The organism is Bordetella saccharivorans (assembly GCF_045862855.1).
GTDB lineage: Bacteria > Pseudomonadota > Gammaproteobacteria > Burkholderiales > Burkholderiaceae_B > Bordetella_A > Bordetella_A petrii_F.
Map to the genome: position 1 here is coordinate 1,812,134 of NZ_BAAFZO010000001.1, position 23,439 is coordinate 1,835,572.

The 23,439-nt window shown below is 64.0% G+C and carries 22 protein-coding genes and 4 tRNA genes; 21 read left to right on the plus strand and 5 right to left on the minus strand.

The window, feature by feature from the left end:
- Positions 1 to 144: 144 nt before the first annotated feature.
- Both ACKTT0_RS08665 and ACKTT0_RS08670 read right to left on the minus strand, forming a co-directional pair.
- Positions 145 to 1,533, minus strand: coding sequence for a NarK family nitrate/nitrite MFS transporter (locus tag ACKTT0_RS08665; RefSeq protein WP_407849534.1), 1,389 nt, complete (start codon positions 1,531 to 1,533; stop codon positions 145 to 147).
- Positions 1,534 to 1,607: 74 nt separating this feature from the next.
- The gene (locus ACKTT0_RS08670) at positions 1,608 to 2,861 is read right to left on the minus strand and encodes an MFS transporter (protein WP_407849535.1); all 1,254 of its coding nucleotides are present in this window, start codon (positions 2,859 to 2,861) and stop codon (positions 1,608 to 1,610) included.
- Between the two features lie 166 nt (positions 2,862 to 3,027).
- Here ACKTT0_RS08670 and ACKTT0_RS08675 point away from each other — a divergent pair, with 166 nt between their 5' ends.
- Positions 3,028 to 3,576 (plus strand): DUF924 family protein, encoded by a 549-nt coding sequence (locus ACKTT0_RS08675; RefSeq protein ID WP_407849536.1) that lies wholly within the window; start codon positions 3,028 to 3,030, stop codon positions 3,574 to 3,576.
- On the opposite strand, the gene ACKTT0_RS08680 is transcribed toward ACKTT0_RS08675, so the two are convergent.
- Positions 3,573 to 3,866, minus strand: a complete 294-nt coding sequence (locus ACKTT0_RS08680; RefSeq protein ID WP_407849537.1) for an Ada metal-binding domain-containing protein — start codon at positions 3,864 to 3,866, stop codon at positions 3,573 to 3,575. The two genes, ACKTT0_RS08675 and ACKTT0_RS08680, sit on opposite strands and share 4 nt — an antisense overlap.
- Positions 3,863 to 4,939 carry a bifunctional DNA-binding transcriptional regulator/O6-methylguanine-DNA methyltransferase Ada gene (ada, locus tag ACKTT0_RS08685; protein WP_407849538.1) on the minus strand — a complete coding sequence of 359 codons (1,077 nt, stop codon included), beginning with the start codon at positions 4,937 to 4,939 and terminating at the stop codon, positions 3,863 to 3,865. The genes ACKTT0_RS08680 and ada overlap by 4 nt, the downstream gene beginning before the upstream one ends.
- A 422-nt stretch (positions 4,940 to 5,361) precedes the next feature.
- On the opposite strand from ada, the gene ACKTT0_RS08690 reads away from it, so the two are divergent.
- The 5 genes from ACKTT0_RS08690 (at position 5,362) to ACKTT0_RS08710 (ending at position 10,678) form a co-directional block, all read left to right on the plus strand.
- Positions 5,362 to 6,039, plus strand: coding sequence for a response regulator (locus tag ACKTT0_RS08690; protein ID WP_407849539.1), 678 nt, complete (start codon positions 5,362 to 5,364; stop codon positions 6,037 to 6,039).
- Positions 6,040 to 6,124: 85 nt separating this feature from the next.
- Entirely contained in the window at positions 6,125 to 7,501 is a 1,377-nt protein-coding gene (locus tag ACKTT0_RS08695; protein WP_407852398.1) for a sensor histidine kinase, read from the plus strand.
- Positions 7,502 to 7,617: 116 nt separating this feature from the next.
- Positions 7,618 to 8,613 (plus strand): Bug family tripartite tricarboxylate transporter substrate binding protein, encoded by a 996-nt coding sequence (locus ACKTT0_RS08700; RefSeq protein WP_407849540.1) that lies wholly within the window; start codon positions 7,618 to 7,620, stop codon positions 8,611 to 8,613.
- A 104-nt stretch (positions 8,614 to 8,717) separates the two neighbouring features.
- Positions 8,718 to 9,155 carry a tripartite tricarboxylate transporter TctB family protein gene (locus ACKTT0_RS08705; protein ID WP_407849541.1) on the plus strand — a complete coding sequence of 146 codons (438 nt, stop codon included), beginning with the start codon at positions 8,718 to 8,720 and terminating at the stop codon, positions 9,153 to 9,155.
- Positions 9,152 to 10,678, plus strand: a complete 1,527-nt coding sequence (locus tag ACKTT0_RS08710) for a tripartite tricarboxylate transporter permease (RefSeq protein WP_407849542.1) — start codon at positions 9,152 to 9,154, stop codon at positions 10,676 to 10,678. The genes ACKTT0_RS08705 and ACKTT0_RS08710 overlap by 4 nt, the downstream gene beginning before the upstream one ends.
- Positions 10,679 to 10,748: 70 nt before the next feature.
- Here ACKTT0_RS08710 and ACKTT0_RS08715 read toward each other — a convergent pair whose 3' ends face one another.
- Entirely contained in the window at positions 10,749 to 11,915 is a 1,167-nt protein-coding gene (locus tag ACKTT0_RS08715; RefSeq protein WP_407849543.1) for a pyridoxal phosphate-dependent aminotransferase, read from the minus strand.
- Between the two features lie 259 nt (positions 11,916 to 12,174).
- Between ACKTT0_RS08715 and ACKTT0_RS08720 the strand changes: the two genes are divergently transcribed.
- From ACKTT0_RS08720 to rplA, 15 genes are all read left to right on the plus strand, one after another.
- Positions 12,175 to 12,381 (plus strand): cold-shock protein, encoded by a 207-nt coding sequence (locus ACKTT0_RS08720; RefSeq protein ID WP_026640535.1) that lies wholly within the window; start codon positions 12,175 to 12,177, stop codon positions 12,379 to 12,381.
- Between the two features lie 1,604 nt (positions 12,382 to 13,985).
- On the plus strand, positions 13,986 to 15,905 hold the full coding sequence (gene mnmG / locus ACKTT0_RS08725; RefSeq protein WP_407849544.1) for a tRNA uridine-5-carboxymethylaminomethyl(34) synthesis enzyme MnmG: 1,920 nt from the start codon (positions 13,986 to 13,988) through the stop codon (positions 15,903 to 15,905).
- Positions 15,902 to 16,576, plus strand: a complete 675-nt coding sequence (rsmG, locus tag ACKTT0_RS08730; protein WP_407849545.1) for a 16S rRNA (guanine(527)-N(7))-methyltransferase RsmG — start codon at positions 15,902 to 15,904, stop codon at positions 16,574 to 16,576. The genes mnmG and rsmG overlap by 4 nt, the downstream gene beginning before the upstream one ends.
- A complete protein-coding gene (locus ACKTT0_RS08735; RefSeq protein ID WP_407849546.1) occupies positions 16,573 to 17,370 on the plus strand; it encodes a ParA family protein in 798 nt (265 codons plus the stop codon). Before rsmG ends, ACKTT0_RS08735 begins: the two co-directional genes overlap by 4 nt.
- A gap of 44 nt (positions 17,371 to 17,414) precedes the next feature.
- A complete protein-coding gene (locus ACKTT0_RS08740) occupies positions 17,415 to 18,329 on the plus strand; it encodes a ParB/RepB/Spo0J family partition protein (protein WP_407849547.1) in 915 nt (304 codons plus the stop codon).
- Complete coding sequence (locus tag ACKTT0_RS08745; RefSeq protein WP_407849548.1) at positions 18,322 to 19,323, plus strand: asparaginase; 1,002 nt, start codon at positions 18,322 to 18,324, stop codon at positions 19,321 to 19,323. The genes ACKTT0_RS08740 and ACKTT0_RS08745 overlap by 8 nt, the downstream gene beginning before the upstream one ends.
- Before the next feature lie 70 nt (positions 19,324 to 19,393).
- A tRNA-Tyr gene (locus tag ACKTT0_RS08750) sits at positions 19,394 to 19,480 on the plus strand.
- A gap of 122 nt (positions 19,481 to 19,602) precedes the next feature.
- Positions 19,603 to 19,676 (plus strand) — tRNA-Gly (locus ACKTT0_RS08755).
- Positions 19,677 to 19,682: 6 nt separating this feature from the next.
- Positions 19,683 to 19,757 (plus strand) — tRNA-Thr (locus ACKTT0_RS08760).
- A 54-nt stretch (positions 19,758 to 19,811) separates the two neighbouring features.
- A complete protein-coding gene (gene tuf, locus ACKTT0_RS08765) occupies positions 19,812 to 21,002 on the plus strand; it encodes an elongation factor Tu (RefSeq protein WP_094808077.1) in 1,191 nt (396 codons plus the stop codon).
- 114 nt (positions 21,003 to 21,116) lie between these two features.
- A tRNA-Trp gene (locus ACKTT0_RS08770) sits at positions 21,117 to 21,192 on the plus strand.
- A gap of 120 nt (positions 21,193 to 21,312) precedes the next feature.
- A complete protein-coding gene (secE, locus tag ACKTT0_RS08775) occupies positions 21,313 to 21,693 on the plus strand; it encodes a preprotein translocase subunit SecE (protein WP_407849549.1) in 381 nt (126 codons plus the stop codon).
- A 9-nt stretch (positions 21,694 to 21,702) separates the two neighbouring features.
- Entirely contained in the window at positions 21,703 to 22,236 is a 534-nt protein-coding gene (gene nusG, locus ACKTT0_RS08780) for a transcription termination/antitermination protein NusG (RefSeq protein WP_012251787.1), read from the plus strand.
- A 63-nt stretch (positions 22,237 to 22,299) separates the two neighbouring features.
- Positions 22,300 to 22,731 carry a 50S ribosomal protein L11 gene (gene rplK, locus ACKTT0_RS08785; RefSeq protein WP_028355600.1) on the plus strand — a complete coding sequence of 144 codons (432 nt, stop codon included), beginning with the start codon at positions 22,300 to 22,302 and terminating at the stop codon, positions 22,729 to 22,731.
- 2 nt (positions 22,732 to 22,733) lie between these two features.
- On the plus strand, positions 22,734 to 23,432 hold the full coding sequence (gene rplA / locus ACKTT0_RS08790) for a 50S ribosomal protein L1 (RefSeq protein WP_028355601.1): 699 nt from the start codon (positions 22,734 to 22,736) through the stop codon (positions 23,430 to 23,432).
- The last annotated feature ends 7 nt before the right edge of the window (positions 23,433 to 23,439 follow it).

Consider the following 23,439-nt stretch of genomic DNA (forward strand, 5'->3'; position numbering starts at 1 on the left):
CCGTGTACGCCGATGAGGCCGGCGTGTACCAGTTACTACTCTATTGAGGGTGGGCGCCCCCCACCATTCACCGCTGGTAGAGGGTGGCCACATCAAGCGGACTAGTCCTGATGAGTCGAAATGACTAGTCATCGGAAGATCGGCTCAGCACGGCACCGGCGCATTGCGGCGCGCGTAGTACCACCAGGTTATGCACAGGCAGCTGATGTAGAAGACGATGAAGCAGTACAGCGCCGCGCTGACGCTGCCGGTCATCTCGAGCGAGGTGCCGAAGCTGCGGGGGATGAAGAAGCCGCCATAGGCGCCGATGGCGCCGGAGAAGCCCAGCACCGCCGCGGACTCCTTGCCGGCGTCCATCAGGGCCTGCTTTTCGGCCTGCGGGCCTTGCCCGCGCGCCGCCTGGGTGCGCTCATGCAGGAAGATCACCGGAATCATCCGGAAGGTGGAGCCGTTGCCCAGGCCCGTCAGGGCGAACAGGACGATGAACATGGCCAGGAAAGCCGGGAAGTTGCCGGCGCTGCCTTGGCCGGGCACGAAAGCCAGCACGCCCAGCACGGCGCCGATCATGCCGGCGAATACCAGCAAGGTGACCCGGGCGCCGCCGATCTTGTCGGAAATCCAGCCCCCCAGCGGCCGCGTCAGCGAGCCCACCAGCGGCCCCAGGAACGCGTAGGTGACCGGGTTGACGCCCGGGAACAGCGCCTTGGTCAGCATGGCGAAGCCGGCCGAAAAGCCGATGAACGACCCGAACGTGCCGATGTACAGCCAGCACATCAGCCAGTTGTGCTTGCGCTTGAAGATAACGGCCTGGTCGGCGAACGAGGCGCGGGCGTCGGCAATGTCGTTCATGCCGAACCAGGCGGCCAGCGTCGACACGAGGATGATGGGCACCCAGATGAAGCCGGCATTCTGCAGCCATATCTGGTGTTCGACGCCGTCCACGACGAAGCGTTGCGGGTCGCCGCCCAGGGCGCCGAACACGCCCATGGTGATGATGACCGGCACCACGAACTGCACCAGCGACACGCCCAGGTTGCCGATGCCGGCATTCATGCCGGTGGCGAAGCCCTTTTTCTCCTTGGGAAAGAAGAAGCTGATGTTGGCCATGCTGGAACTGAAGTTGCCGCCGCCGAAACCGCACAGCAGCGCCAGTGCCAGCAGGGTCGGGTACGACGTGGTCGGGTCGCGCAGCGCGAAGCCCATGCCGAGGGCGGGAATGAGCAGGGTGGCAGTGGAGATCGCGGTCCAGCGACGGCCGCCGAACACCGGCACCAGGAACGAATAGAAGATGCGCAACGTGGCGCCTGACAAGGCCGGCAGCGCCGTCAGCCAGAACATCTGGTTCTTGGACAACTGGAAGCCGGCCTTGTCCAGGTTGACCACGACGACGCTCCACAGCATCCAGATGCAGAATGCCAGGCTGAGCGCCGGTATGGATATCCACAGGTTGCGGTTGGCGATGCGGGCGCCGGTACTGCGCCAGAAATGCTGGTTTTCCGGTTCCCAGCGGGTCAGGACATAGCTACTGGACATGATGCTCTCGCGGGCTGGTGGGCCGGACGGCGCGCCGTCCGGCAGGGATGGGAAAATGAGTGCCGAGGGCGGTATCAGGCGGCGCGCATGGCCGGCTGGCGCATCTCGGGCCGGAAGCTGTAGTGCATCCAGATGAGCGAGACGCACACCGTGCCGTACATCAGCATGAAGGCGCTGGAACGGATGCCGGTAAGGTCGAGCAGGGCACCGAACAGGATGGGCAGCACGAATCCGCCCAGGCCGCCGGCCAGGCCGACGATGCCGGACACGGCGCCGATGTTGCTGTCGAATTCATCCGAGATGAACTTGAACACCGAGGCCTTGCCGATCGCCATGGCGATGCCGACCACGAACATCAGGATGGTGAACGTGGTGGGCCCGAGCGCCAGCGAGAATTCGCGCGCGCCGGTGTCGGTCTGGATGATGAAATGCGTCTGGGGATAGCTGAGGATGAAGAAGGCGACCCAGCACACCCACATGACCCACCAGGTGGTGCGGTAGGCGCCGTATTTGTCGGATATCCAGCCGCCCACCGCCCGCAGCACGCCGCCAGGCAGCGAGAAGCAGGCCGCCAGCAGCGCGGCGATCTTCATGTCGAAGCCGTATTCGCCGACGTAGTATTTGGTCATCCACAGGGCCAGCGCCACGTACCCGCCGAATACCACCGAGTAGTACTGGCAATAGCGCCACACGCGCGGGTCGCGCAGCATCGCGATCTGGGCCGACAGGCTCGCCCCGCCGCGCACATTGTGGGCAGGGTTGGTGGCGGAGAACAACCAGAAGAGAACGGCGGTGACCAGCAGGGCGATGGCGTAGACCTTGGGGACGATCACCCAGGCGCCGCCGGCCGCGGCGATGAGCGCCGGCGCGACGAACTTGGTGAGCGCCGAACCGGAGTTGCCGGCGCCGAAGACGCCCATGGCCAGGCCTTGCCGGCTGCGCGGGAACCAGCGCGCCACGTAGGGAGTGCCCACCGAGAACGATCCGCCGGCCAGGCCGACGAACAGGCCCAGCAGCAGGAAGTGCCAGAACTCGGTGGCATAGGCCAGCAGCCAGATCGCCGGCACCGATACCAGCATCAACAGGAAGAACACGATGCGGCCGCCGTAGCGATCGGTCCAGATGCCCAGCGGCACGCGAATGAGCGACCCGCTGAGGACCGGGGTGGCGGCCAACAGGCCAAATTCGGTTTCGGACAGCCCGAGCTGGTTCTTGATCGGGATTCCCAGCACGGCGAAGATCATCCATACCGCGAAACAGATCGTGAAAGCGAACGTGCTCGAGATCAGGACACGGGTCGCGGCTCCCGTGGAAGACTGGTTGGCCATGATTGCTTGCTCATGTCATTGGACATGCATGCAAGATAGGCTCGCGACGGGTGCATGCATATTCGCCGAGAGACCTGCCAGGCCCCTGCAATGTGACTAGTCCTTGCGGCGCCATACGGGTATGCTCGCCGCAACGACAGGCCATCAAAACCGGAGGACGCCCATCTTGAAGACGCCCCATGACGACCCGGACGCCGTAGTCCGGTTCTGGCGCGAAGCAGGTCCCGAGCGGTGGTTCCGCAAGGACGCCGCCTTCGACCAGGTTTTCCGCGAGCGCTGGCTGGATTTGCACATGGCCGCCGCGCGGCGTGAACTCGATCACTGGGAAGCCAGCGCGCCGGGCGCGCTGGCGCTGCTGATCCTGCTCGACCAGTTCCCGCGCAATGCGTTTCGCGGCACCGGGCACATGTACGCCACCGATCCGCTGGCCCGCTACTACACGCGCCGCCTCTTGAAGGCCGGCCACGATGCCCGCATCGAAACCGGCATGCGCGTATTCTGCTACCTGCCCTTGTCGCACTCGGAAAACCTGGACGACCAGCGGCAGTCGGTGGCGCTGCAACGCAAGCTGGGCGAACCGTGGCTTTACCACGCCGAAGACCACCTGCGCATCGTCGAACGTTTCGGCCGCTTCCCGCACCGCAACGCGCTGCTGGGACGAGACACCACGCCCGAAGAGCAGGCCTTCCTGGACGACGGAGGGTTTGCCGGCTAGTGCCCGGCGCGCGCGGCCTTCCACGCCGCATACGGACCCGGCAGGCAGACGGCGCACGGCCGATAGCCGGCCGCCAGGGCGGCAGCCTCATCGGCGAAGAACACCCGATAGCGCACGTAGCCGCCGCGCGCGATGGCCTGCCGGGCGGAGCGGCAATCCAGCCGTCCATAGATGCGCGTGCCGCGATGTCCGCCGAGCGCGCCGGGCCGCTCGCTGCAGTACTGCCGCCCGTCCGGGCCGGTCAACCGCCATTGCCGGGCGGGCGTGGCGGGCGCCGGGCCGCGGCTCATGCCGCGGCCTCGTCCAGGGCGTTCGCCTCCCGGCGCAACAGCTCGCGCTTGCGCTCCACCCCCCAGCGATAGCCGGAAACATCGCCGTCGCGCCGGACAATGCGATGGCATGGTATGGCCACTGCCAGCGGATTCGCCCCGCACGCCTGGGCGACTGCCCTCACGGCCTTGGGTGCGCCAATGCGGCGCGCGATATCGGTATAGCTCGCAGTCTGGCCGGGCGCGATGTCGCGCAGCGCTTGCCAGACGCGCTCCTGGAAAGCCGTGCCGCGCACATCCAGCGGCAGGTTCAGGCCCAGGGCCGGCGCCTCCACGAACCCCACCACCTGTGCAACCAGCTTCTCGAACTCCGGCTCGCCGCCACGCAGCCGGGCGCGCGGAAAGCGGTCTTGCAGGTCGCGCACCAGCCGCTCGGGATCGTCGCCCAGCCAGATCACACAGACACCGCGCTGGCTGCGTGCCACCAGGATCGAACCAAGTGAACACTCACCTACGGCGAAATCTATATCAGTATTAGGCCCGCCAGCCTTGTAGTCGGCCGGGCGCATGCCCAGCAAGCGTGCGGATGCTTCATAGAAGCGGCTGTTGGAATTGAACCCGGCGCCATAGATGGCATCGGTCACGGTACCTGGCCCGTTCAGTTCCTGGCGCAGCCGATGGGCGCGGTACGCGTCGGCATAGGCCTTCGGGGTCAGGCCAGTCTCGGCCCGGAACAAGCGGTGAAAGTGAAAGGTGCTCAAACCCGCCTGCCGGGCCAGGGCTTCCAGGCTGGGCGGCGTCTCGGCGCTCTCGATATGCCGGCAGGCTTGCTCCACCAGCGCCGTGCGACGGGCAGCGGCGCTGCCGCGGTCAGCCGCGGCGCGGCGACTGGGGCGATAGCCGGCCGCTTCCGCGGCTTGCGGCGTATCGAAGAATTCGACGTTCTCGCGGCGCGGCAGGCGGGCCGAACTGCTGGGCCGGCAATACACTCCAGTAGTACGCACGGCGTAGACGAAACGGTGGTCGGCGCGGGCATCGCGCGACTGCACGGCCGCCCAGCGGGCGTCATCGGTTTCATAGTCAGGGGCTTGCATGGCGGATCCTGGAATAGGCATATCTGCACTGTAGACCGGAATTCAATCGCAAGGATCCTGGTTCTTGCGATTGAATTCCAAATTCTGAAAGTGAGCATTCACCCCATAAAAATATGCGCCCCAGCTCCCGATACCCGCCCTGTGGATAACCTCTAAGATGCGCCGCTGTGCACAGTGTGTGGACCCTGGTTGAACAAGCCGCCCATTTCCATCCGGCCCGAAAAGTTGTTCAACTTGCGTCCTTGCGCCAAACAGAAGTCCTGCACACCCAAAAAACGTCGCAAGCACATGAAATAGAATCGCTTTTTCGAGTTGATGCAGTTATCCACAGGCCTTATTAATCATCATTCTTTATATAAAGAAGAAAAGAGGAGAAAAACATCTATGCCCACCAGCGCCATCCCCATGCCTGAATTCAACCCATGCGTATCCTGCTGATAGAAGACGAAGCCGAGCTGGCGCGCTGGCTGTCGCGCAGCCTGGCCCGCCATGCCGGCTTCGTGGTGGAATGGGCCGATGACGGGTTATTGGCGGAACGCCGCCTGGCAGTGGAAGAATTCGACGCGGTCATCCTGGACCTCGGCCTGCCGGGAATGGACGGCCATACCTTGTTGTCCAAGATTCGCGCGCGCGATGACCGTACCCCCGTGCTGGTACTGACCGCGCGCGACTCGCTGGCGGAACGGGTGGGTACGCTGCATGAGGGCGCCGATGATTTCCTGCCGAAACCGTTCGTGCTTGAAGAACTCGAAGCCCGGCTGACTGCGTTGATCCGCCGCAGTCGCGGCCGCGAACATCCGCGCTTGTCGCTGGGCAACCTGGTGCTGGACACTTCTACACAGCGTTTCACGGTGCAAGGCCAGCCTTTGCAGTTATCCCCACGCGAACATGCCGTGCTGCGCGTGCTCATCCAGCGCAGCGGCGAACCGATGAACAAGCAGCAGATCCTCGACCGTATCCAGACCGACGATTCCGACATCAACCTGGAAGCGATCGAGGTCCTGGTGCATCGCCTGCGCAAAAAACTCATCAACACCGGTGTACAAGTCGTCACGCTGCGCGGCATGGGCTACTGCCTGGAGGCCGTGGTTGAAAAATAGGCTCCGGGCGTGGCTGCAGGCGACGCCCAACCGCACTCTCAAGTCGCTGCTGTTGTGGTGGCTGATCCCGGCCCTGGTCTTCATCATGCTGATGGCGCTGTGGCTGTCGAACCACCAGCTGCGCACCCAGGTCGACCTGGCCTATGACCGTTCGCTGTCGGGCGCCCTGCGTTCCATCGACCACAACATATCCACAGCCAGCGGTGGATTAGCCATGGAACAGCCGTATTTGATGCTGGAATTCTTCGAGTTGACGGCAAATGGCAGCGTGTATTACCGGGTCGCCACCGAGGACGGCCTGGCGGAAATCGGCAGCCCAGGCCTGCCGCTGCCGGAAAAACCGCTCATTTCCGGTCAACCTCAATTCTTCTACGCCGAATACCAGGGGGAACAGGTGCGCGTGGCGGCCCTGGCCCGGCCAATGGACCCGCCGCTGTACAACGACCACGGCGGGCGCGTCATCGTGCAAGTGGCCGAAACGCTCGAATCGCGCCAGGACTTCCTGGACCGCGCGCTGCTGCGCGCGCTCGAACGCGACATCGTGGTCATCCTGATTGTCATCCTGGTGGTGGTCTGGAGCGTGTTCATGGCGGTCCGTCCCCTGGAACGCTTGCGCCAGGATGTGGAAAACCGGTCTACAGACGATTTAAGCCCCGTGAGCGCGTCGGACATCCCAGGTGAGGTCGTACCCCTGGTCGACGCGATTAATCTCCACATGGCCCGTTTTGCGGCCCAGGCGAGGCTGCAGCGGCAGTTCCTGGACGACGCATCGCATCAACTGCGGACGCCGCTGTCGGTCCTGCGCACCCAGACGGCCTATGCGTTGCGTGAAACCGACCCCGAAGAAGTCCGGGCCGTGTTGCTGGCGATGCAGGAAGGCCTGGACCGGGCGGTGCGCACCACCAACCAGATGCTGTCGCTGGCGCGCGCCAAGGACGCCACCCTGGCCGAAGGCGGGCTCGCGCCGGAACGCGTCGACCTGGCCGAAGTTGCCCAGGCGGTCATCCGCGCCCTGTTGCCCGCGGCGCGGGCGCGCCGGCTGGACCTGGGGCTGGAAGCCTCCAGCTTGCCGGTCTGCATCCAAGGGGTCGACTGGCTGCTGCGCGAGGCGCTCAGCAACCTGGTCGACAATGCCATCCGCTATACGGCGCCCGGCAGCCAGGTCACCGTGCGCGTCTATGCCGATGAACGCTACGCCCGGGTCACCGTGGAAGACAGCGGTCCCGGCATGTCGGCCGAGGACATCGCCCGGGCCAGTGTGCGGTTCCGTCGCGGCGCCGCCGGCAAGAACCGGCCCGGCGCCGGCCTGGGGCTGGCCATCGTCGGCACTATCGTCGAGATCCATGGCGGCAAGATGGTGCTCGAGAACCGCACACCGCTGGCCGGCCTGCGAGCGGCATTGGTATTTACCCTAGGTTCGTTCCGGAATGCTGCGGCGCGGCATGAAATTGCCGGGTTCTGAAAGCTTCCGGAAAGCCTGCGTTGGTTACGGTTCTGATCCGTTGGCCCTTGGTCCGCCTGCAGCGCGCCAGGCCCGCTTACGACGACATCTAAAAAGCGATTCACGGAGACCGCAAGATGCATACTTTCCTGAAAGCCCGCCTGGCGGCGATTCTGGGCGCTTGTGCGCTGTTGACAGGCATGGCCGTCCAGGCCGCCGAGGAACCCCGCCGGCCCGAATGTATCGCCCCGGCCCAGCCCGGCGGCGGTTTCGACCTGACCTGCCGCCTGGCCACCGAAGGCCTGAAGCAGAGCGGAGCCCTGAAAGAACCGATGCGCATCGTCTACATGCCGGGCGGCATCGGCGCGGTGGCCTACAACAACATCGTGGCCCAACATCCCGACGAGCCGGGCACCATCGTGGCGTTCTCGGGCGGTTCGCTCCTGAACCTGGCGCAGGGCAAGTTCGGCCGCTACAACGTCGATGACGTGCGCTGGCTGGCCGGCATCGGCACCGACTACGGCGTGGCCGTGGTGCGCGAAGATTCGCCCTACAAGACGCTGAAGGACCTGATGGATGCTTTCAAGAAGGATCCCACCAAGATCGTCCTCGGCGCCGGCGGCACCGTGGGCAGCCAGGACTGGATGAAAGCCGCGCTGACCGCCAAGGCGGCCGGCGTGGATTTCCGCAAGATGCGCTTCGTAGCCTTCGAGGGTGGCGGCGAAACGGCCACGGCACTGCGCGGCGGGCACATCCAGGCCTACATGGGCGATGCGGCCGAAGCGTTCACCATGCTGGAGGGCGGTGCGCCCATCCGCGTGCTGGCGGTGTTCAGCGACGAGCGCCTGCCCGGCAAGCTGAATTCGGTTCCCACTGCCAAGGAACAGGGCTACGACATCGAATGGCCGATCATCCGCGGCTTCTACGTCGGTCCCAAGGTCTCGGACAAGGACTACCAATTCTGGGTCGAGGCCTTCAACAAGACCATGGCCTCGCCCGAGTACGCCAAGCTGCGCGAGCAACAAGGGCTGTTCCCGTTCAACAAGACGGGTGCCGAGCTCGACGCGTACGTCAAGGAGCGCGTGAAGATGTACCGCGAATTGGCCGACAGCTTCGGGCTGATCAAGAAGTAAGACACGGGGCGGCGCCGGCCGTCCTGGTTCCATGCCGCCGCGTTCAGGCTACATGAGGCGCTCTTTGCGTCGACGGCGGCTTTGCGATCTCTGGAAACCGGATCATGAATGATCGAACCCTGGGCATACTCGCCCTGATCCTGGCCGCCTTCATGACGTGGGCGGGCTGGGACATCGAAGCTCCCTTTGCCTACGAACCGGTGGGCCCGCGCGCCTTCCCGCTGCTGGTCGCCCTCATCATCGGCCTGTGCGGCTTGCGCCTGGCCATCAAGGGCGGCAACGCGGTGGAAGTCAATTCGGCCGGGGCCAATGGCCGCATCGCGCTGATGGTCCTGTACGCCGCGGTCTATGCGTTCCTGTTCCAGTGGCTCGGCTTCGTCATCGCCACGGCGTTGATGACCGTCCTGGTGGGGCGCCTGTTCGGCGGCTCGTGGCTCAAATGCGCCATGGGCGGCGTGGTCATGGGTGTCTTCTTCTTTCTGTTGTTCGACCACGCGCTCGATGTGGTCCTGCCCACCGGTCTGCTGGGAGACCTGCTATGAGCGGCATTCTCGATCATCTCTCCATCGGTTTCGGCGTTGCGTTTTCGCTGACCAACCTGCTGGTGGCCGCCATCGGCTCGTTCATCGGCACCATGGTCGGCGTGCTGCCCGGTCTCGGGCCGATCAATGGCGTGGCCATGCTGATTCCCATCGCATTCGCGATGAACCTGCCGCCGGAAACCGCCCTCATCCTGCTCGCCGCCGTCTACGTGGGCGCGGAATATGGCGGGCGCATCACCTCCATTCTGCTGAATGTGCCGGGCGAAGCCAGCGCGATCATGACGACGCTCGACGGCTATCCGCTGGCGCGGCAGGGCATGGCCAACGTGGCGCTGTCGCTGTCGGCATGCTCGGCATTCTTCGGCGCCATCGTTTCGGTGACCGGCATCATCCTGCTGGCGCCGCTGCTGGCCAAATGGGCGCTCGCGTTCGGGCCGGCCGAGTACTTCGTGCTGATGGTGTTCGCCTTCTGCTGCCTGACCAGCCTGCTGGGCAAGCAGCCCATCAAGGGCGTGCTGGCGGCCATGATAGGCCTGGGTATTTCCACCATTGGCGTCGATTCCAATTCCGGCGTGTATCGCTACACCTTCGACTCCGTGCACCTGGCGGACGGCATCGATTTCGTGGTGGTGGTGATTGCATTGTTCGCAGTCGCCGAGATGCTGGAAATGCTGGAGAAAGTCGCCGCCGGACACAGCGTGGAAGTCAAGCCGAGCGGCCGCAAGCTGTTCAACCTGAAAGAGTTGGCGTTCACCTGGTGGAGCATCGTGCGCAGTTCGCTGGTGGGCTTTGGCGTCGGCGTCCTGCCTGGCGCCGGGGCCAGCGTGGCCGCCGCCGTGGCCTATTCGCAGGAAAAGCGCATCATCGAGAACAAGGATCCCAACGCGAAGTTCGGCAAGGGCGACATGCGCGGGCTGGTGGCGCCCGAATCGGCCGCCACGGCATCGGCCATCGGCTCGTTCGTGCCGATGCTGACGCTGGGCGTGCCGGGTTCGGGCACCACGGCCGTGATGATGGGCGCGCTGACGCTGTACAACATCACGCCCGGGCCGGTGCTGTTCGACACCAAGCCCGAGCTGGTATGGGGCCTGATCGCCTCGCTGTTCATCGCCAACGTGCTGCTGTTCCTGATGAACGTGCCCATGGTGCGGGTGTTTTCCAAAGTGCTGTCGGTGCCTGGCTGGCTGATGGTGCCCGGCATTCTCAGCATCAGCTACATCGGCGTGTATGCGATCAACGCCGGCACCTTCGACCTGCTGATGGTGGTCGGCATCGGCACCATCGGCTACTTCCTGCGCAAGTTCGGCGTGCCGATGGCGCCGCTGGTGCTGGGGGTGGTGCTGGGCGACATGATGGAGCAGAACCTGCGCCGCGCCCTGTCGATTACCAACGGCGATATTTCGGTGCTGTTCGAGAGCTCGGTATCGATCGGCCTGTGGATCGCCGCCGCCGCTGTGGTGGTCGTTCCGCAGTTGCTGCGCAAACTGCGCGAGGGGCGGCAAACGCACAAGGCGGCCGCCTGATCCCGCTTATTCGCAATAAATTAGGGCCGGAAGAGATTCTTCCGGCCCTTTTTTGTGTGGCAGCGAGCATCTATACGCGCTGCAGCCGCTCGATCGCCGCATCCAGGGTGTCGTCTTTCTTGGCGAAGCAGAAGCGCACCAAATGATGGTTGGATTGTTCGGCCTCCGGGTGCTGGTAGAAGGCCGACACCGGGATGACCGTCACACCGTGCTGCACGGTCAGCTCGCGGGCGAAGTCGGCTTCCGATTGCCTTGATATGGCGCTGTAGTCGGCCAGCATGAAGAACGTGCCGGGGCTGGGCAGCGGCTTGAAGCGCGTGCCGGCCAGGCCCGCGGCAAGACGGTCGCGCTTGGCCTGGTAGAACGTCGGCAAGCCGCTGTAAGGAGCTGGATCGCGCATGTATTCCGCCAGGGCGACTTGCATGGGCGACGATACGGTGAACACCATGAACTGGTGCACCTTGCGCAGCTCCGCGCTCAATTGCCGCGGCGCGCAGCAATAGCCCACTTTCCAGCCGGTGGTGTGGTAGGTCTTGCCGAAGGACGAGATCACGAATGCGTGTTCCGCCAACAGCGGCCGCCGTGCCAGGCTGGCGTGCGGCTTGCCATCGAACACAATGTGTTCATAGACCTCGTCGGACAGCAGCAATACGCCGGTGTCCCGCACGATGGACTCCAGCGCATCCAGGTCGCGTTCTTCCAGGACTGCGCCGGTGGGGTTGTGGGGGAAGTTCAGCATCAACAGCCGGGTGCGCGACGTAATGGCATCCCGCACGCGCTGCCAGTCGATACGGTAGTACGGGTCGTCGGCGGTGGGCGCCCGCAGCGGCACGGGCACCGCCGTGCCCCCGGCCAGCCGGATGGCCGGCAGGTATGAGTCGTAGCAGGGCTCGATCACCACGACTTCGTCGCCGCTGTTCACCACCGCGAGTACCGTGGCCATCAAGGCTTCGGTCGCGCCGCTGGTGACGGTGATTTCGGTTTCGGGGTCGTAGGCGTGGCCGTACAAGGCGTTGGTCTTGTCGGCAATGGCCTGGCGCAAAGGCGCGATGCCGGGCATGTACGGATACTGGTTGTGGCCGGCCGACATGGCGCGCGAGACCAGTTCGCACAAGCGGGGATCGGGGTCGAAATCGGGAAAGCCTTGTCCCAGGTTGATGGCCTGGTGCTCGATGGCCAGCCGGCTCATGACAGTGAAAATCGTTGTGCCGACATCGGGCAGCTTGGATCGGATCATGGCAATGAAGCAGCGTGAGAAGGAAGCGGGAAACGCGTAAGTATCCCACTAACCATGACACGGCCGGCGCATGGTGACACTCGTATGTCCACCTGGGGAGAATTGAAAAAATGCGACATAGGGGTAAACAACTATTTGTTTACCGTCGAAGCCATGAGTATGCTGAGTTTCGCAGTTGATTCAAGTGTTGCACAGGCTCCCTTTCGCGTCGGCGTCCTTGATTCACTTGCATTCTTTTTTTCATCAGGACGCTATACAAATGGTTCAGAAGGGCAAGGTCAAGTGGTTCAACGCCGATAAGGGTTTCGGCTTCATTACGCCGGACGCCGGCGGTACCGACGTATTCGCACACTTCTCGGCTATCCAGGGTCGCGGTTATCGCAGCCTGAATGAAGGCCAGGAAGTTGAATTCGAAGTCAAGGAAGGTCCGAAAGGACCGCAAGCGGCCGATATTCGCCCGCTCTGAGTCGGGAAATCCCGATTTCCCGCAAGCCAGGGTTTCCTGGCTGCAACGCCCCACCACAGTGATGTGCTGGGGCGTTGTTGTATGCGTCGCCGCCGCGCGGTGCTGCTTGCGTTGCTGCGGTTGCCGCAGATGTGGGCAAGTTGTTGGGTAAGTGTGTGGATAACTTGTGGAAGAGTCTGCTCCCAGGCGGTGGCGGCCTCTTCACTCCGGGGTCGAGGACGCAGTTTTACACAGCGGCTCTATCTCGCCGGCCAGGGCTATAGCAAATATTCTATCGATGGTCCCTCTCGGCTCCCGAGGCGAGCTGCTGCAATTTTCTCTATGTTTACGGGGGCTTATTCGCGCAGGCTGGGCGGCTTGGGATTCGTTCATGCGCTCTTGGCCAATTGGAGGCAGCACGGCCATATTGCACTGCGATGAGGCTTGAAAGGTTGTTCACAAAGATATCCCCAGGCAAATCAAGCGTCGATTGACGGGTCAATTGAGATGTTTCCCTGTGGGCATTTTTGTGGATAGCTCGTCGTGGTTGTAGGGACACTCCTGTCTGGTTGCGTTTTGGTTTTGCCAGTTATAGGGCCTCCATTCGCGGCTCTTCCCTATGCCACTGCTGCTAATTACTGATGTTTCACGTGAAACGCATGTGATCCCATTTAATGCGGCTGGACTATGGGTGGAGTTTCATGTTTCACGTGAAACATATCCCGTTTGGTCGATGCCGGCCGCTTCATACTGAATGCGCTGTCCGAAGGTTTGAATGTTTCACGTGGAACATGCGGGCTTGGGAGGTTCCATGGCCGTCGCTGTGCTGGCGCGGGTGCCGGCAGTCGTATCGATGTGCGATCAGCATCTGCAGTAGGCCGTCCTGGCTGGGGCCGTGAGAGCGGGCCGGCCACGTCGCTCGGCTCGGGCGCGCCACCAGGCGCCCTCGGCCCCCTACGGGGGCTTCCCTCGCTCCAACTGGCCGACCCGCTCTCACGGCCCCAGCCAGGACTCACATCCGCGGCATGCCCCGTCCCTCCGGCGGCAGTCATCAGGTAATACTTCGACCAGTGGCTATATCCGCTCCTCTCGCCCATGAGCGTAGTTGGAACTCGTGCTTCCGTCTATAGGGGCTGTAGCCTGCGCGTGTCAGTGGCGCCTGAGTGGCCAGTTGGAGCGAGGGAAGCCCCCGTAGGGGGCCGAGGGCGCCTGGTGGCGCGCCCGAGCCGAGCGACGTGGCCACTCAGGCGCCACTGACACGCGCAGGCGTCTCAAGAACCCAAAGACCGATGGCCGCCGTGCCTTAAACACCTGCGATATCCGGCAGAGGGCGCTCGGAAGGGCGCTTCTGTGCACCCATATCACCAGGCGGGCTAGGCGCCCCAAGGGGCAGATCCTCCCATAACAGACTGATGTTTTGTTAGCCATCGGCAGCTAGTACGTGTCGTGAAAACAGCGGCATGCTAGCAAGCTGAAGTCGCACCCCAACCAGTAAAGCAATGTGTCGGCAAGGGTAGGCAACCCATTGCTGATCTTCGTTTCAAATCCATCCCATGTTTCACGTGAAACACCGGCCGCCTCCAAACTATAATGGCAGCCATCAGCTCTTTTTTCTGCTTTTCATCATGGATTATCCGCGCGAGTTTGACGTGATTGTCGTGGGTGGCGGCCATGCCGGTAGCGAGGCAGCCCTTGCCGCGGCTCGCATCGGCGCAAAAACCTTGCTACTCACGCACAGTATCGAAACCCTGGGCCAAATGTCCTGCAATCCCTCCATTGGCGGGATCGGCAAAGGACACCTGGTCAAAGAAGTCGATGCGCTCGGCGGCGCCATGGCCATTGCCACCGATGAAGCAGGAATCCAGTTCCGTATTCTCAACGGATCAAAAGGGCCCGCCGTCCGCGCCACGCGTGCCCAGGCCGACCGCGTCCTGTACCGCAAAGCCATACGCTCCCGTCTAGAAAACCAGTCCAACCTCTGGATCTTCCAGCAGGCCGTCGACGACCTCATGGTCCAGGGCGACAAAGTCGTTGGGGCAGTCACACAGATCGGCCTGAAATTCCACGCCCGTACCGTCGTGCTCACCGCCGGGACCTTCCTGAACGGACTCATCCACGTCGGGCTGCAGAACTACTCCGGCGGCCGCGCCGGCGACCCGCCCGCCATCTCCCTGGGCCAGCGCCTCAAAGAACTCAAGCTGCCGCAGGGCCGCCTCAAGACGGGCACGCCGCCCCGCATCGACGGACGCACCATCAACTACAGCGTGCTCGAAGAGCAGCCGGGCGACCTGGATCCCATACCCGTATTTTCATTCCTGGGTACGGCCGCCATGCACCCCCGGCAGTTGCCCTGCTGGATCACCCACACCAACGCGCGCACCCACGACATCATCCGTGGCGGCCTGGATCGCTCGCCCATGTACAGTGGCGTCATCGAAGGCGTGGGGCCGCGCTACTGCCCGTCCATCGAAGACAAGATCCACCGCTTCGCCGACAAGGCCTCGCACCAGGTATTCCTGGAACCCGAAGGGCTCGATACCCACGAGGTCTACCCCAATGGTGTCTCGACCAGCCTGCCGTTCGATGTGCAATGGGAGCTTATCCATTCCTTGCCCGGCCTGGAAAATGCCCATATCTTGCGGCCTGGCTACGCCATCGAATACGACTACTTCGACCCGCGGGCCTTGAAGACCACGCTCGAGACCAAAGCCATCGGCGGCCTGTTCTTCGCCGGCCAGATCAACGGCACCACCGGCTATGAAGAAGCCGCTGCCCAAGGCCTGTTGGCCGGCGCCAATGCCGCCCTGCAGGCGCTGCAACGCGACGCCTGGACCCCGCGCCGCGACGAAGCCTATCTGGGCGTGCTGGTCGACGACCTGGTCACGCGCGGCGTGACCGAGCCGTATCGCATGTTCACTTCCCGCGCCGAATACCGCTTGAGCCTGCGCGAAGACAACGCCGACCTGCGCCTGACCGAAATCGGCCGCAAGCTGGGCCTGGTAGACGACGCGCGCTGGGATGCTTTCAGCCGCAAGCGCGATGCCGTGGCGGCCGAAGTCGAGCGCTTGAAATCGACCTGGGTCAATCCGCGCAGCTTTCCGGCCGAGGCGGCCGAGCCGCTGCTGGGCAAGGCGATTGAACGTGAGTACTCACTATCAGACTTGCTGAAGCGCCCCAACGTGTCATATGCCACTCTCATGGCTGCCCGCAATGCCGACGGCACCTTGCTGGCGGGCCCTGGCGTGCAGGACGACCCGATCCTGGCCGAGCAGGTGGAGATCCAGGTCAAGTACGCCGGCTATATCGCCCGGCAGCAGGACGAGGTGCAGAAGCACCTGGCCCATGAACAACAGCGCATCCCGGCCGATATCGACTATGACGCCGTCAGCAGCCTGTCGTTCGAAGTGCGCCAGAAACTCAAGGACCATCGCCCCGAAACCATCGGGCAGGCGGCGCGCATTTCCGGCGTGACGCCAGCGGCCATTTCCCTACTGCTTATTCACCTGAAGCGCCTGCACTACGGCACGCGCAAGCAAGCCGCATGAGCGCCGCGCCCGACGACGGCCTGGCAAGCCGGCTGGCGCGCGCATGCGACCAGCTGGCGCTGCCGATCGCGGCCGCGCAGGCCGACCAGTTGCTGGCCTATCTGGCGCAGATGCAGCGCTGGAATCGCACCTACAACCTCACCGCCATCCGCGACCCGGGACAGATGCTGGTGCAGCACCTGTTCGACAGCCTCAGCATCGTCAACCCGCTTGCCGGGGCGCTGGATACGGCGCAAGCCAGCCTGTACGACATCGGCTCGGGCGGCGGCCTGCCCGGCGTCGTGCTGGCCATCATGCAGGCTGGCTGGCAAGTGACGTGCGTCGACGCCGTCGAGAAAAAAACCGCCTTCGTGCGACAGATGTCGGGCGTGCTCGGCCTGCCCAACCTGCAGGCGGTCCACGCGCGCGTCGAGGACCTGCCGCCTGCCGGCCGCGATATCGTCGTATCGCGCGCTTTTGCTTCACTCAATGATTTTGCTTCGCTGGCCGGCCGCCACGTCGGCAACGATGGTACCCTCGTCGCCATGAAAGGGAAGGTGCCGGAAGACGAGATCGACGTCCTGCACCGGCAGGGCGAGTGGCGCGTGGAAGACATCCAGGCGCTGCACGTGCCGGAACTGGATGCGCAACGCTGCCTCATCTGGATGCGCCGCAGTCAAGGAACTCTATGAACAATACCCCGCCCAGCAAATCCGCCCGTGTTTTTTGCATCGCCAACCAGAAGGGCGGCGTCGGCAAGACCACCACCGCCATCAACCTCGCGGCGGGCCTGGCCACCCACGGCAAGCGGGTGCTGTTGGTCGACCTGGATCCCCAAGGCAACGCCACGATGGGCAGCGGCATCGACAAGAGCACCCTGGAGTCCAACCTCTACCAGGTGCTGATCGGCGACGCTTCCATCAGCGAGGCCAGCGTGCGCTCGGAAGCGGGCGGTTATGACGTGCTGCCGGCCAATCGCGAACTCTCCGGCGCCGAGATCGACCTGGTCAATATGGACGCCCGCGAACGCCAGCTCAAGATGGCGATCGACAGCGTCGCCGGCCAGTACGATTTCATCCTGATCGATTGCCCTCCCACGCTGTCGCTCCTGACGCTCAACGGGCTGGCCGCGGCGCACGGGGTGATCATCCCGATGCAATGCGAATACTTCGCCCTGGAAGGCCTGTCCGACCTGGTCAACACCATCAAGCGGGTGCATCGCAATATCAACGGCGACCTGCGCCTCATCGGCCTGCTGCGCGTGATGTTCGATCCGCGCATGACCCTGCAGCAACAGGTCTCGGCCCAGCTCGAGTCGCATTTCGGCGACAAGGTATTTTCGACCGTCATCCCACGCAATGTCCGCCTGGCCGAAGCACCCAGCTACGGCCTGCCCGGCGTGGTATACGACCGCGCCTCGCGCGGCGCCCAGGCGTACATCTCGTTCGGCGCCGAAATGGTCAAGCGCGTCGAAACCATGGATTGAAGCGTCGGCACAACCTGAAAGCTAAAACAAAGGATTGATTCGACATGGCCACCAAGAAACCCAAAGGTCTCGGTCGCGGACTTGACGCGCTGCTCGGCGCGGACGGCCCGGCCATCGACACCATCGGCAAAGCCGCCGCGGCCAAGCCCGACGGCCCGCCGTCCACGTTGCCCGTTGGCAAGATGCGCGCCGGCAAGTACCAGCCGCGCACCCGCATGGACGAAGGCGCGCTGAACGAACTGGCCGACTCCATCCGCACGCAGGGCATCATGCAGCCCATCCTGGTGCGCGCCCTCGGCGACGATCCCGGTCATTACGAGATCATCGCGGGCGAACGCCGCTTTCGCGCCGCCCAGCTGGCAGGGCTGAAGGAAGTTCCCGTGCTGGTGCGCGAAGTCGCCGACGAGAACGCCGCGGTGATGGCGTTGATCGAGAACATCCAGCGCGAAGACCTGAACCCGCTCGAGGAAGCCCAGGGCGTACGCCGCCTGCTCGACGAATTCGGGCTCACCCACGAACAGGCCGCCCAGGCCATCGGCCGCTCGCGTTCGGCCACCAGCAACCTGCTGCGGCTCATGAACCTCGCCAGCCCGGTGCAGACCATGCTGCTGGCCGGCGACATCGACATGGGGCATGCGCGCGCGCTGCTGGCGGTGGACGCCGCCATGCAGATCCAGCTGGCCAACCAGATCATCGCGCGGCGCCTGTCGGTGCGCGAGGCGGAAAAGCTGGTCGCCAAGGCCGCCAAGGAATCGGATACCGCGCCGCGCAAGAAAACCAACGGCGCTTCACGCGACGTCGCGCGCCTCGAAGAGGCGCTTTCCGACCACCTCGGCACGAAGGTCGCCCTGAAAGTCGGAGCCCGCGAAAAGGGCCAGATCGTCATCGACTTCCACGGCTGGGAGCACTTGAATTCCCTGCTCGAACGCCAGGGCCTGTCCGGGGTGCTGGATGCCTGAGCGCCCGCCGGCGATCGCGCTGCTGGCCACCGGGGGCACCATCGCCGGCGCCCAGTCGGGGGGCGCGGCCCATGCCTACCGCGCCGGCGCCGTGCCGGTGGACCAGCTGCTGGCCGCCGTGCCGGGCCTGGAGCGGCTGGCCCGTATCCAGGCCGAACAGGTCGCCAGCGTCGGCAGCCAGAACATGACGCATGCCGTCTGGGCGGCGCTGGCGCGGCGCATCGAGGCGCTGTGCCGCGACCCGGCGGTCGACGGCATCGTGGTGACCCACGGCACCGACACGCTCGAGGAAACCGCGTATTTCCTCAGCCTGGTCATCCGCCACGACAAGCCCCTGGTCCTGGTAGGCGCCATGCGGCCGGCCACCGCGCCGGGCGCCGACGGCCCGGCGAACCTGTTTCACGCCGTGGCCCTGGCCGGCTGCGCGGCGGCGAAAGGCCGCGGGCCGCTGGTCGTCATGAACGAAGATATCCATTACGCCCGCGAAGTCCAGAAAATCGCCTGCGCGGGCGTCAACGCCTTTGCCTCGCCCAATCGCGGCCGGGCGGGAGTCATGCGGGGCAGCACCGCCAGCTTTTTCTCCCGTAACGACACACTCCATTCCAGCGCCAGCGCGTTTTCGCTGCAGGCGCTCGAGGCCGCCGGCTGGCCTCGCGTCGACGTCCTCCACGCAGGGGTAGGGCTGGATGGCGAGCTGGTCGATTTCCTGGCCGCCCGCTCGCGCGGCATCGTGCTGGCCGGGGTGGGCGACGGCAATGCCACGGACCTGGCCTTGCAGGCCCTGCAGCGGGCCGCCGGGGCGGGGGTGGCCGTGGTGCGGGCCAGCCGCACCGGCAGCGGCCGGGTGGCCCGCAACGTCGAAGTGGACGACGATGCCCTGGGTTTCATAGCGGCCGGCGAGCTCAGCCCGCAAAAGGCCCGCATCCTGCTCATGCTGGGCCTGTCCCTGACGCGCGACCCGGCCGTCCTGCAGGAGTTCTTCGACCGCTATTGAGCCTGCGGATCGCGAAGCAGGGTGATTTGACTTTCAAAATGAAAGTGTTCATAATCCCTAGTTCTCCGCTGGAGGGGTGCCCGAGTGGTTAAAGGGGGCAGACTGTAAATCTGTTGGCCTTGCGCCTACGTTGGTTCGAATCCAACCTCCTCCACCAGAGACCCATATTCCAAATCCAGGCGTACAGCCTGGATTTGCAGTGTAAGGCCCTTGGTTTTTCCGTGCGGTTGCGTGCGGCGGGCGTTGCGGAATAGGGGCCGAGTGGTGAAAGGTATGCCCGCGGGTGTAGCTCAATGGTAGAGCAGAAGCCTTCCAAGCTTACGACGAGGGTTCGATTCCCTTCACCCGCTCCAGAATTTGCCCATGTGGCTCAGTGGTAGAGCACTCCCTTGGTAAGGGAGAGGTCACGCGTTCGATCCGCGTCATGGGCACCACTACTTTTTGTTCTCTTCTTAGTCAGAAGCTTCAATCCAGGTCAGGAGTCAGCCATGGCAAAAGGCAAGTTTGAACGTACCAAGCCGCACGTGAACGTGGGTACGATTGGTCACGTTGACCACGGCAAAACGACGTTGACGGCGGCGATCACGACGGTGCTGTCGACGAAGTTCGGCGGGGAAGCCCGCGGCTACGACCAGATCGATGCGGCGCCGGAAGAGAAGGCGCGTGGTATCACGATCAACACGGCGCACGTGGAATACGAGACGGAGAACCGTCACTACGCGCACGTTGACTGCCCGGGGCACGCGGACTACGTGAAGAACATGATCACGGGCGCGGCGCAGATGGACGGTGCGATCCTGGTGTGCTCGGCCGCAGACGGCCCGATGCCGCAGACGCGCGAGCACATTCTGCTCTCGCGCCAGGTTGGCGTGCCGTACATCATCGTGTTCCTGAACAAGGCGGACATGGTCGATGACGCGGAGCTGCTGGAGCTGGTGGAAATGGAAGTCCGCGAGCTGCTGTCGAAGTACGACTTCCCGGGCGACGACACGCCGATCATCAAGGGTTCGGCCAAGCTGGCGCTCGAAGGCGACAAGGGCGAGCTGGGCGAGCAGGCGATCCTGAAGCTGGCCGAGGCGCTGGACACGTACATCCCGACGCCGGAGCGCGCGGTTGATGGGGCGTTCCTGATGCCGGTGGAAGACGTGTTCTCGATCTCGGGTCGCGGCACGGTGGTCACGGGTCGTGTCGAGCGCGGCGTGATCAAGGTTGGCGAGGAAATCGAAATCGTGGGCATCAAGCCGACGGTGAAGACGACCTGCACGGGCGTGGAGATGTTCCGCAAGCTGCTGGACCAGGGCCAGGCGGGCGACAACGTGGGTATTCTGCTGCGCGGCACCAAGCGCGAGGAAGTCGAGCGTGGCCAGGTGCTGGCCAAGCCGGGTTCGATCACGCCGCACACGGAGTTCACGGCCGAGGTGTACATTCTGTCCAAGGAAGAAGGCGGGCGTCATACGCCGTTCTTCAACGGCTACCGTCCGCAGTTCTACTTCCGCACGACGGACGTGACGGGCTCGATCGAGCTGCCCAAGGACAAGGAAATGGTGCTGCCGGGCGACAACGTGTCGATGACGGTCAAGCTGCTGGCGCCGATCGCCATGGAAGAAGGCCTGCGCTTCGCCATCCGTGAAGGCGGTCGCACCGTCGGCGCCGGCGTCGTCGCCAAAATCATCGCCTAAGCCAGGCGTTTTGCATGGGGAAGCCGGCCCTTCTGGGCCCGCTTCCCATGTTTGTCGGAAAAGTAGTACTATGTATGGTTCCGCAAGTCGCCATACATACTCGCAAGAGGTTTTAGGGGTATAGCTCAATTGGCAGAGCGTCGGTCTCCAAAACCGAAGGTTGTAGGTTCGATTCCTACTGCCCCTGCCATCCTGTTTGGCCGCCATCGCGGCCGAAACCATGGCCCAGTTCGTTGTCAACCCCGCTCGCTCTTAAACCCGCCGGGAGATCACCGCAAGTCGCGCATTCAAGGCGGGCTCGCGTCGCAAAATGTCTAATACCAGCGTAGAAACCGTAACCAGTACTGCCGACCGGATCAAGCTCGGGCTGGCGGTGCTTGTTGTTATTGCTGGCATCGTCGGGTTTTCGGTGCTCAGCGCCCAGCCCATGGCTGCCCGCATCGGCGTGTTCGTCGGCGGCCTGGTGCTTGCCGCCCTGATCGCCTGGTTCAGCGAGCCCGGCCGTCGCACCCTGAGCTTCGCCAGCGAGTCGTTCAACGAGGCCAAGCGCGTTTCCTGGCCGACCCGCAAGGAAACGACCCAGATGACCGGGATCGTGTTCGCCTTCGTCGCGGTCATGGGCTTGCTCATGTGGGTGCTCGACAAGGGCATCGAATGGATACTCTACGGCCTGTTGCTGGGCTGGAAATAAGGACGCCGAATGAGTAAACGTTGGTATGTCGTCCATGTGTACTCGGGCATGGAGAAAAGCGTCCACAAGGCCCTGAACGAGCGCATCGAGCGCGCGGGCCTGCAGACGTCGTTCGGCCGCATCCTGGTGCCTTCGGAAGAAGTCGTCGAAATGAAGGGCGGCCAGAAGTCCATCAGCGAGCGCCGCATTTTCCCGGGGTACGTGCTGGTCGAGATGGATCTCACCGACGAAACCTGGCACCTGGTGAAGAACACCAACCGCGTCACCGGCTTCCTGGGTGGCTCGGGCAATCGCCCCACGCCGATTTCCGAAAAGGAAGTCGAGAAGATCCTCTCCCAGATGGAAGAGGGCGTCGAGAAACCCCGCCCCAAGATCCTGTTCGAAGTGGGCGAGATGGTTCGCGTGAAGGAAGGTCCGTTTGCAGACTTCAACGGCAACGTCGAGGAAGTCAATTACGAAAAGAGCAAGGTGCGCGTGTCTGTCACCATTTTTGGCCGCGCCACGCCCGTCGAGCTCGATTTCAGCCAGGTCGAGAAGACCTGATTTTCAACCCCGGGGAGCTCGCCGCGTCTGGCGGCGGGCGATTGAACCCGCAAGGAGCAAAGCATGGCGAAGAAGATCGTCGGCTTTATCAAGCTGCAAGTGCCGGCTGGTAAGGCAAACCCCTCTCCCCCGATTGGCCCGGCGCTGGGTCAGCGTGGCCTGAACATCATGGAATTCTGCAAGGCGTTCAACGCCAAGACCCAGGGCATGGAGCCCGGTCTGCCGATTCCGGTGGTGATCACCGCCTTCGCGGACAAGAGCTTCACCTTCATCATGAAGACCCCGCCCGCGACGGTCCTCATCAAGAAGGCTGCCGGCGTGCAGAAGGGCTCGTCCAAGCCGCATACCGACAAGGTCGGCAAGCTGACTCGCGCCCAGGCCGAGGAAATTGCCAAGACCAAGGAACCCGATCTGACCGCGGCCGACCTCGAAGCCGCCGTTCGCACGATCGCTGGCAGCGCCCGCAGCATGGGCATCACGGTTGAGGGGATCTGATCATGGCCAAACTGTCCAAGCGCGCCGCCGCCATCGCCAAGAAAATCGACCGCACCAAGCTGTATCCCGTGGCCGAAGCCCTGACCCTGGTCAAGGAAACCGCCACCGCCAAGTTCGATGAATCCATCGACGTGGCCGTGCAGCTCGGCATCGACCCCAAGAAGTCCGACCAGCTGGTCCGTGGCTCCGTGGTGCTGCCCGCCGGTACCGGCAAGGCCGTCCGCGTGGCCGTGTTCGCCCAGGGCGACAAGGCCGAGGCCGCCCGTGCGGCCGGCGCCGACATCGTCGGCCTGGAAGACCTGGCCGAGCGCATCAAGGGTGGCCAGATCGATTTCGACGTGGTCATCGCCTCGCCCGACACGATGCGTGTCGTGGGCGCCCTGGGCCAGGTCCTGGGCCCGCGCGGCCTGATGCCGAACCCCAAGGTCGGCACCGTGACCCCGGACGTCGCCACGGCGGTGAAGAACGCCAAGGCCGGCCAGGTCCAGTATCGCACCGACAAGGCGGGCATCATTCACGCCACCATCGGCCGCGCCTCGTTCGGCGTGGAACAGTTGCAAACCAACCTGGCCGCGCTGGTCGACGCCCTGCAGAAGGCCCGTCCCGCCGCCGCCAAGGGTATTTATCTGCGCAAGCTCGCCGTGTCGTCCACCATGGGCGGCGGTGCGCGCGTGGAAGTGGCATCGCTGTCGGCCAACTGATCGGCCG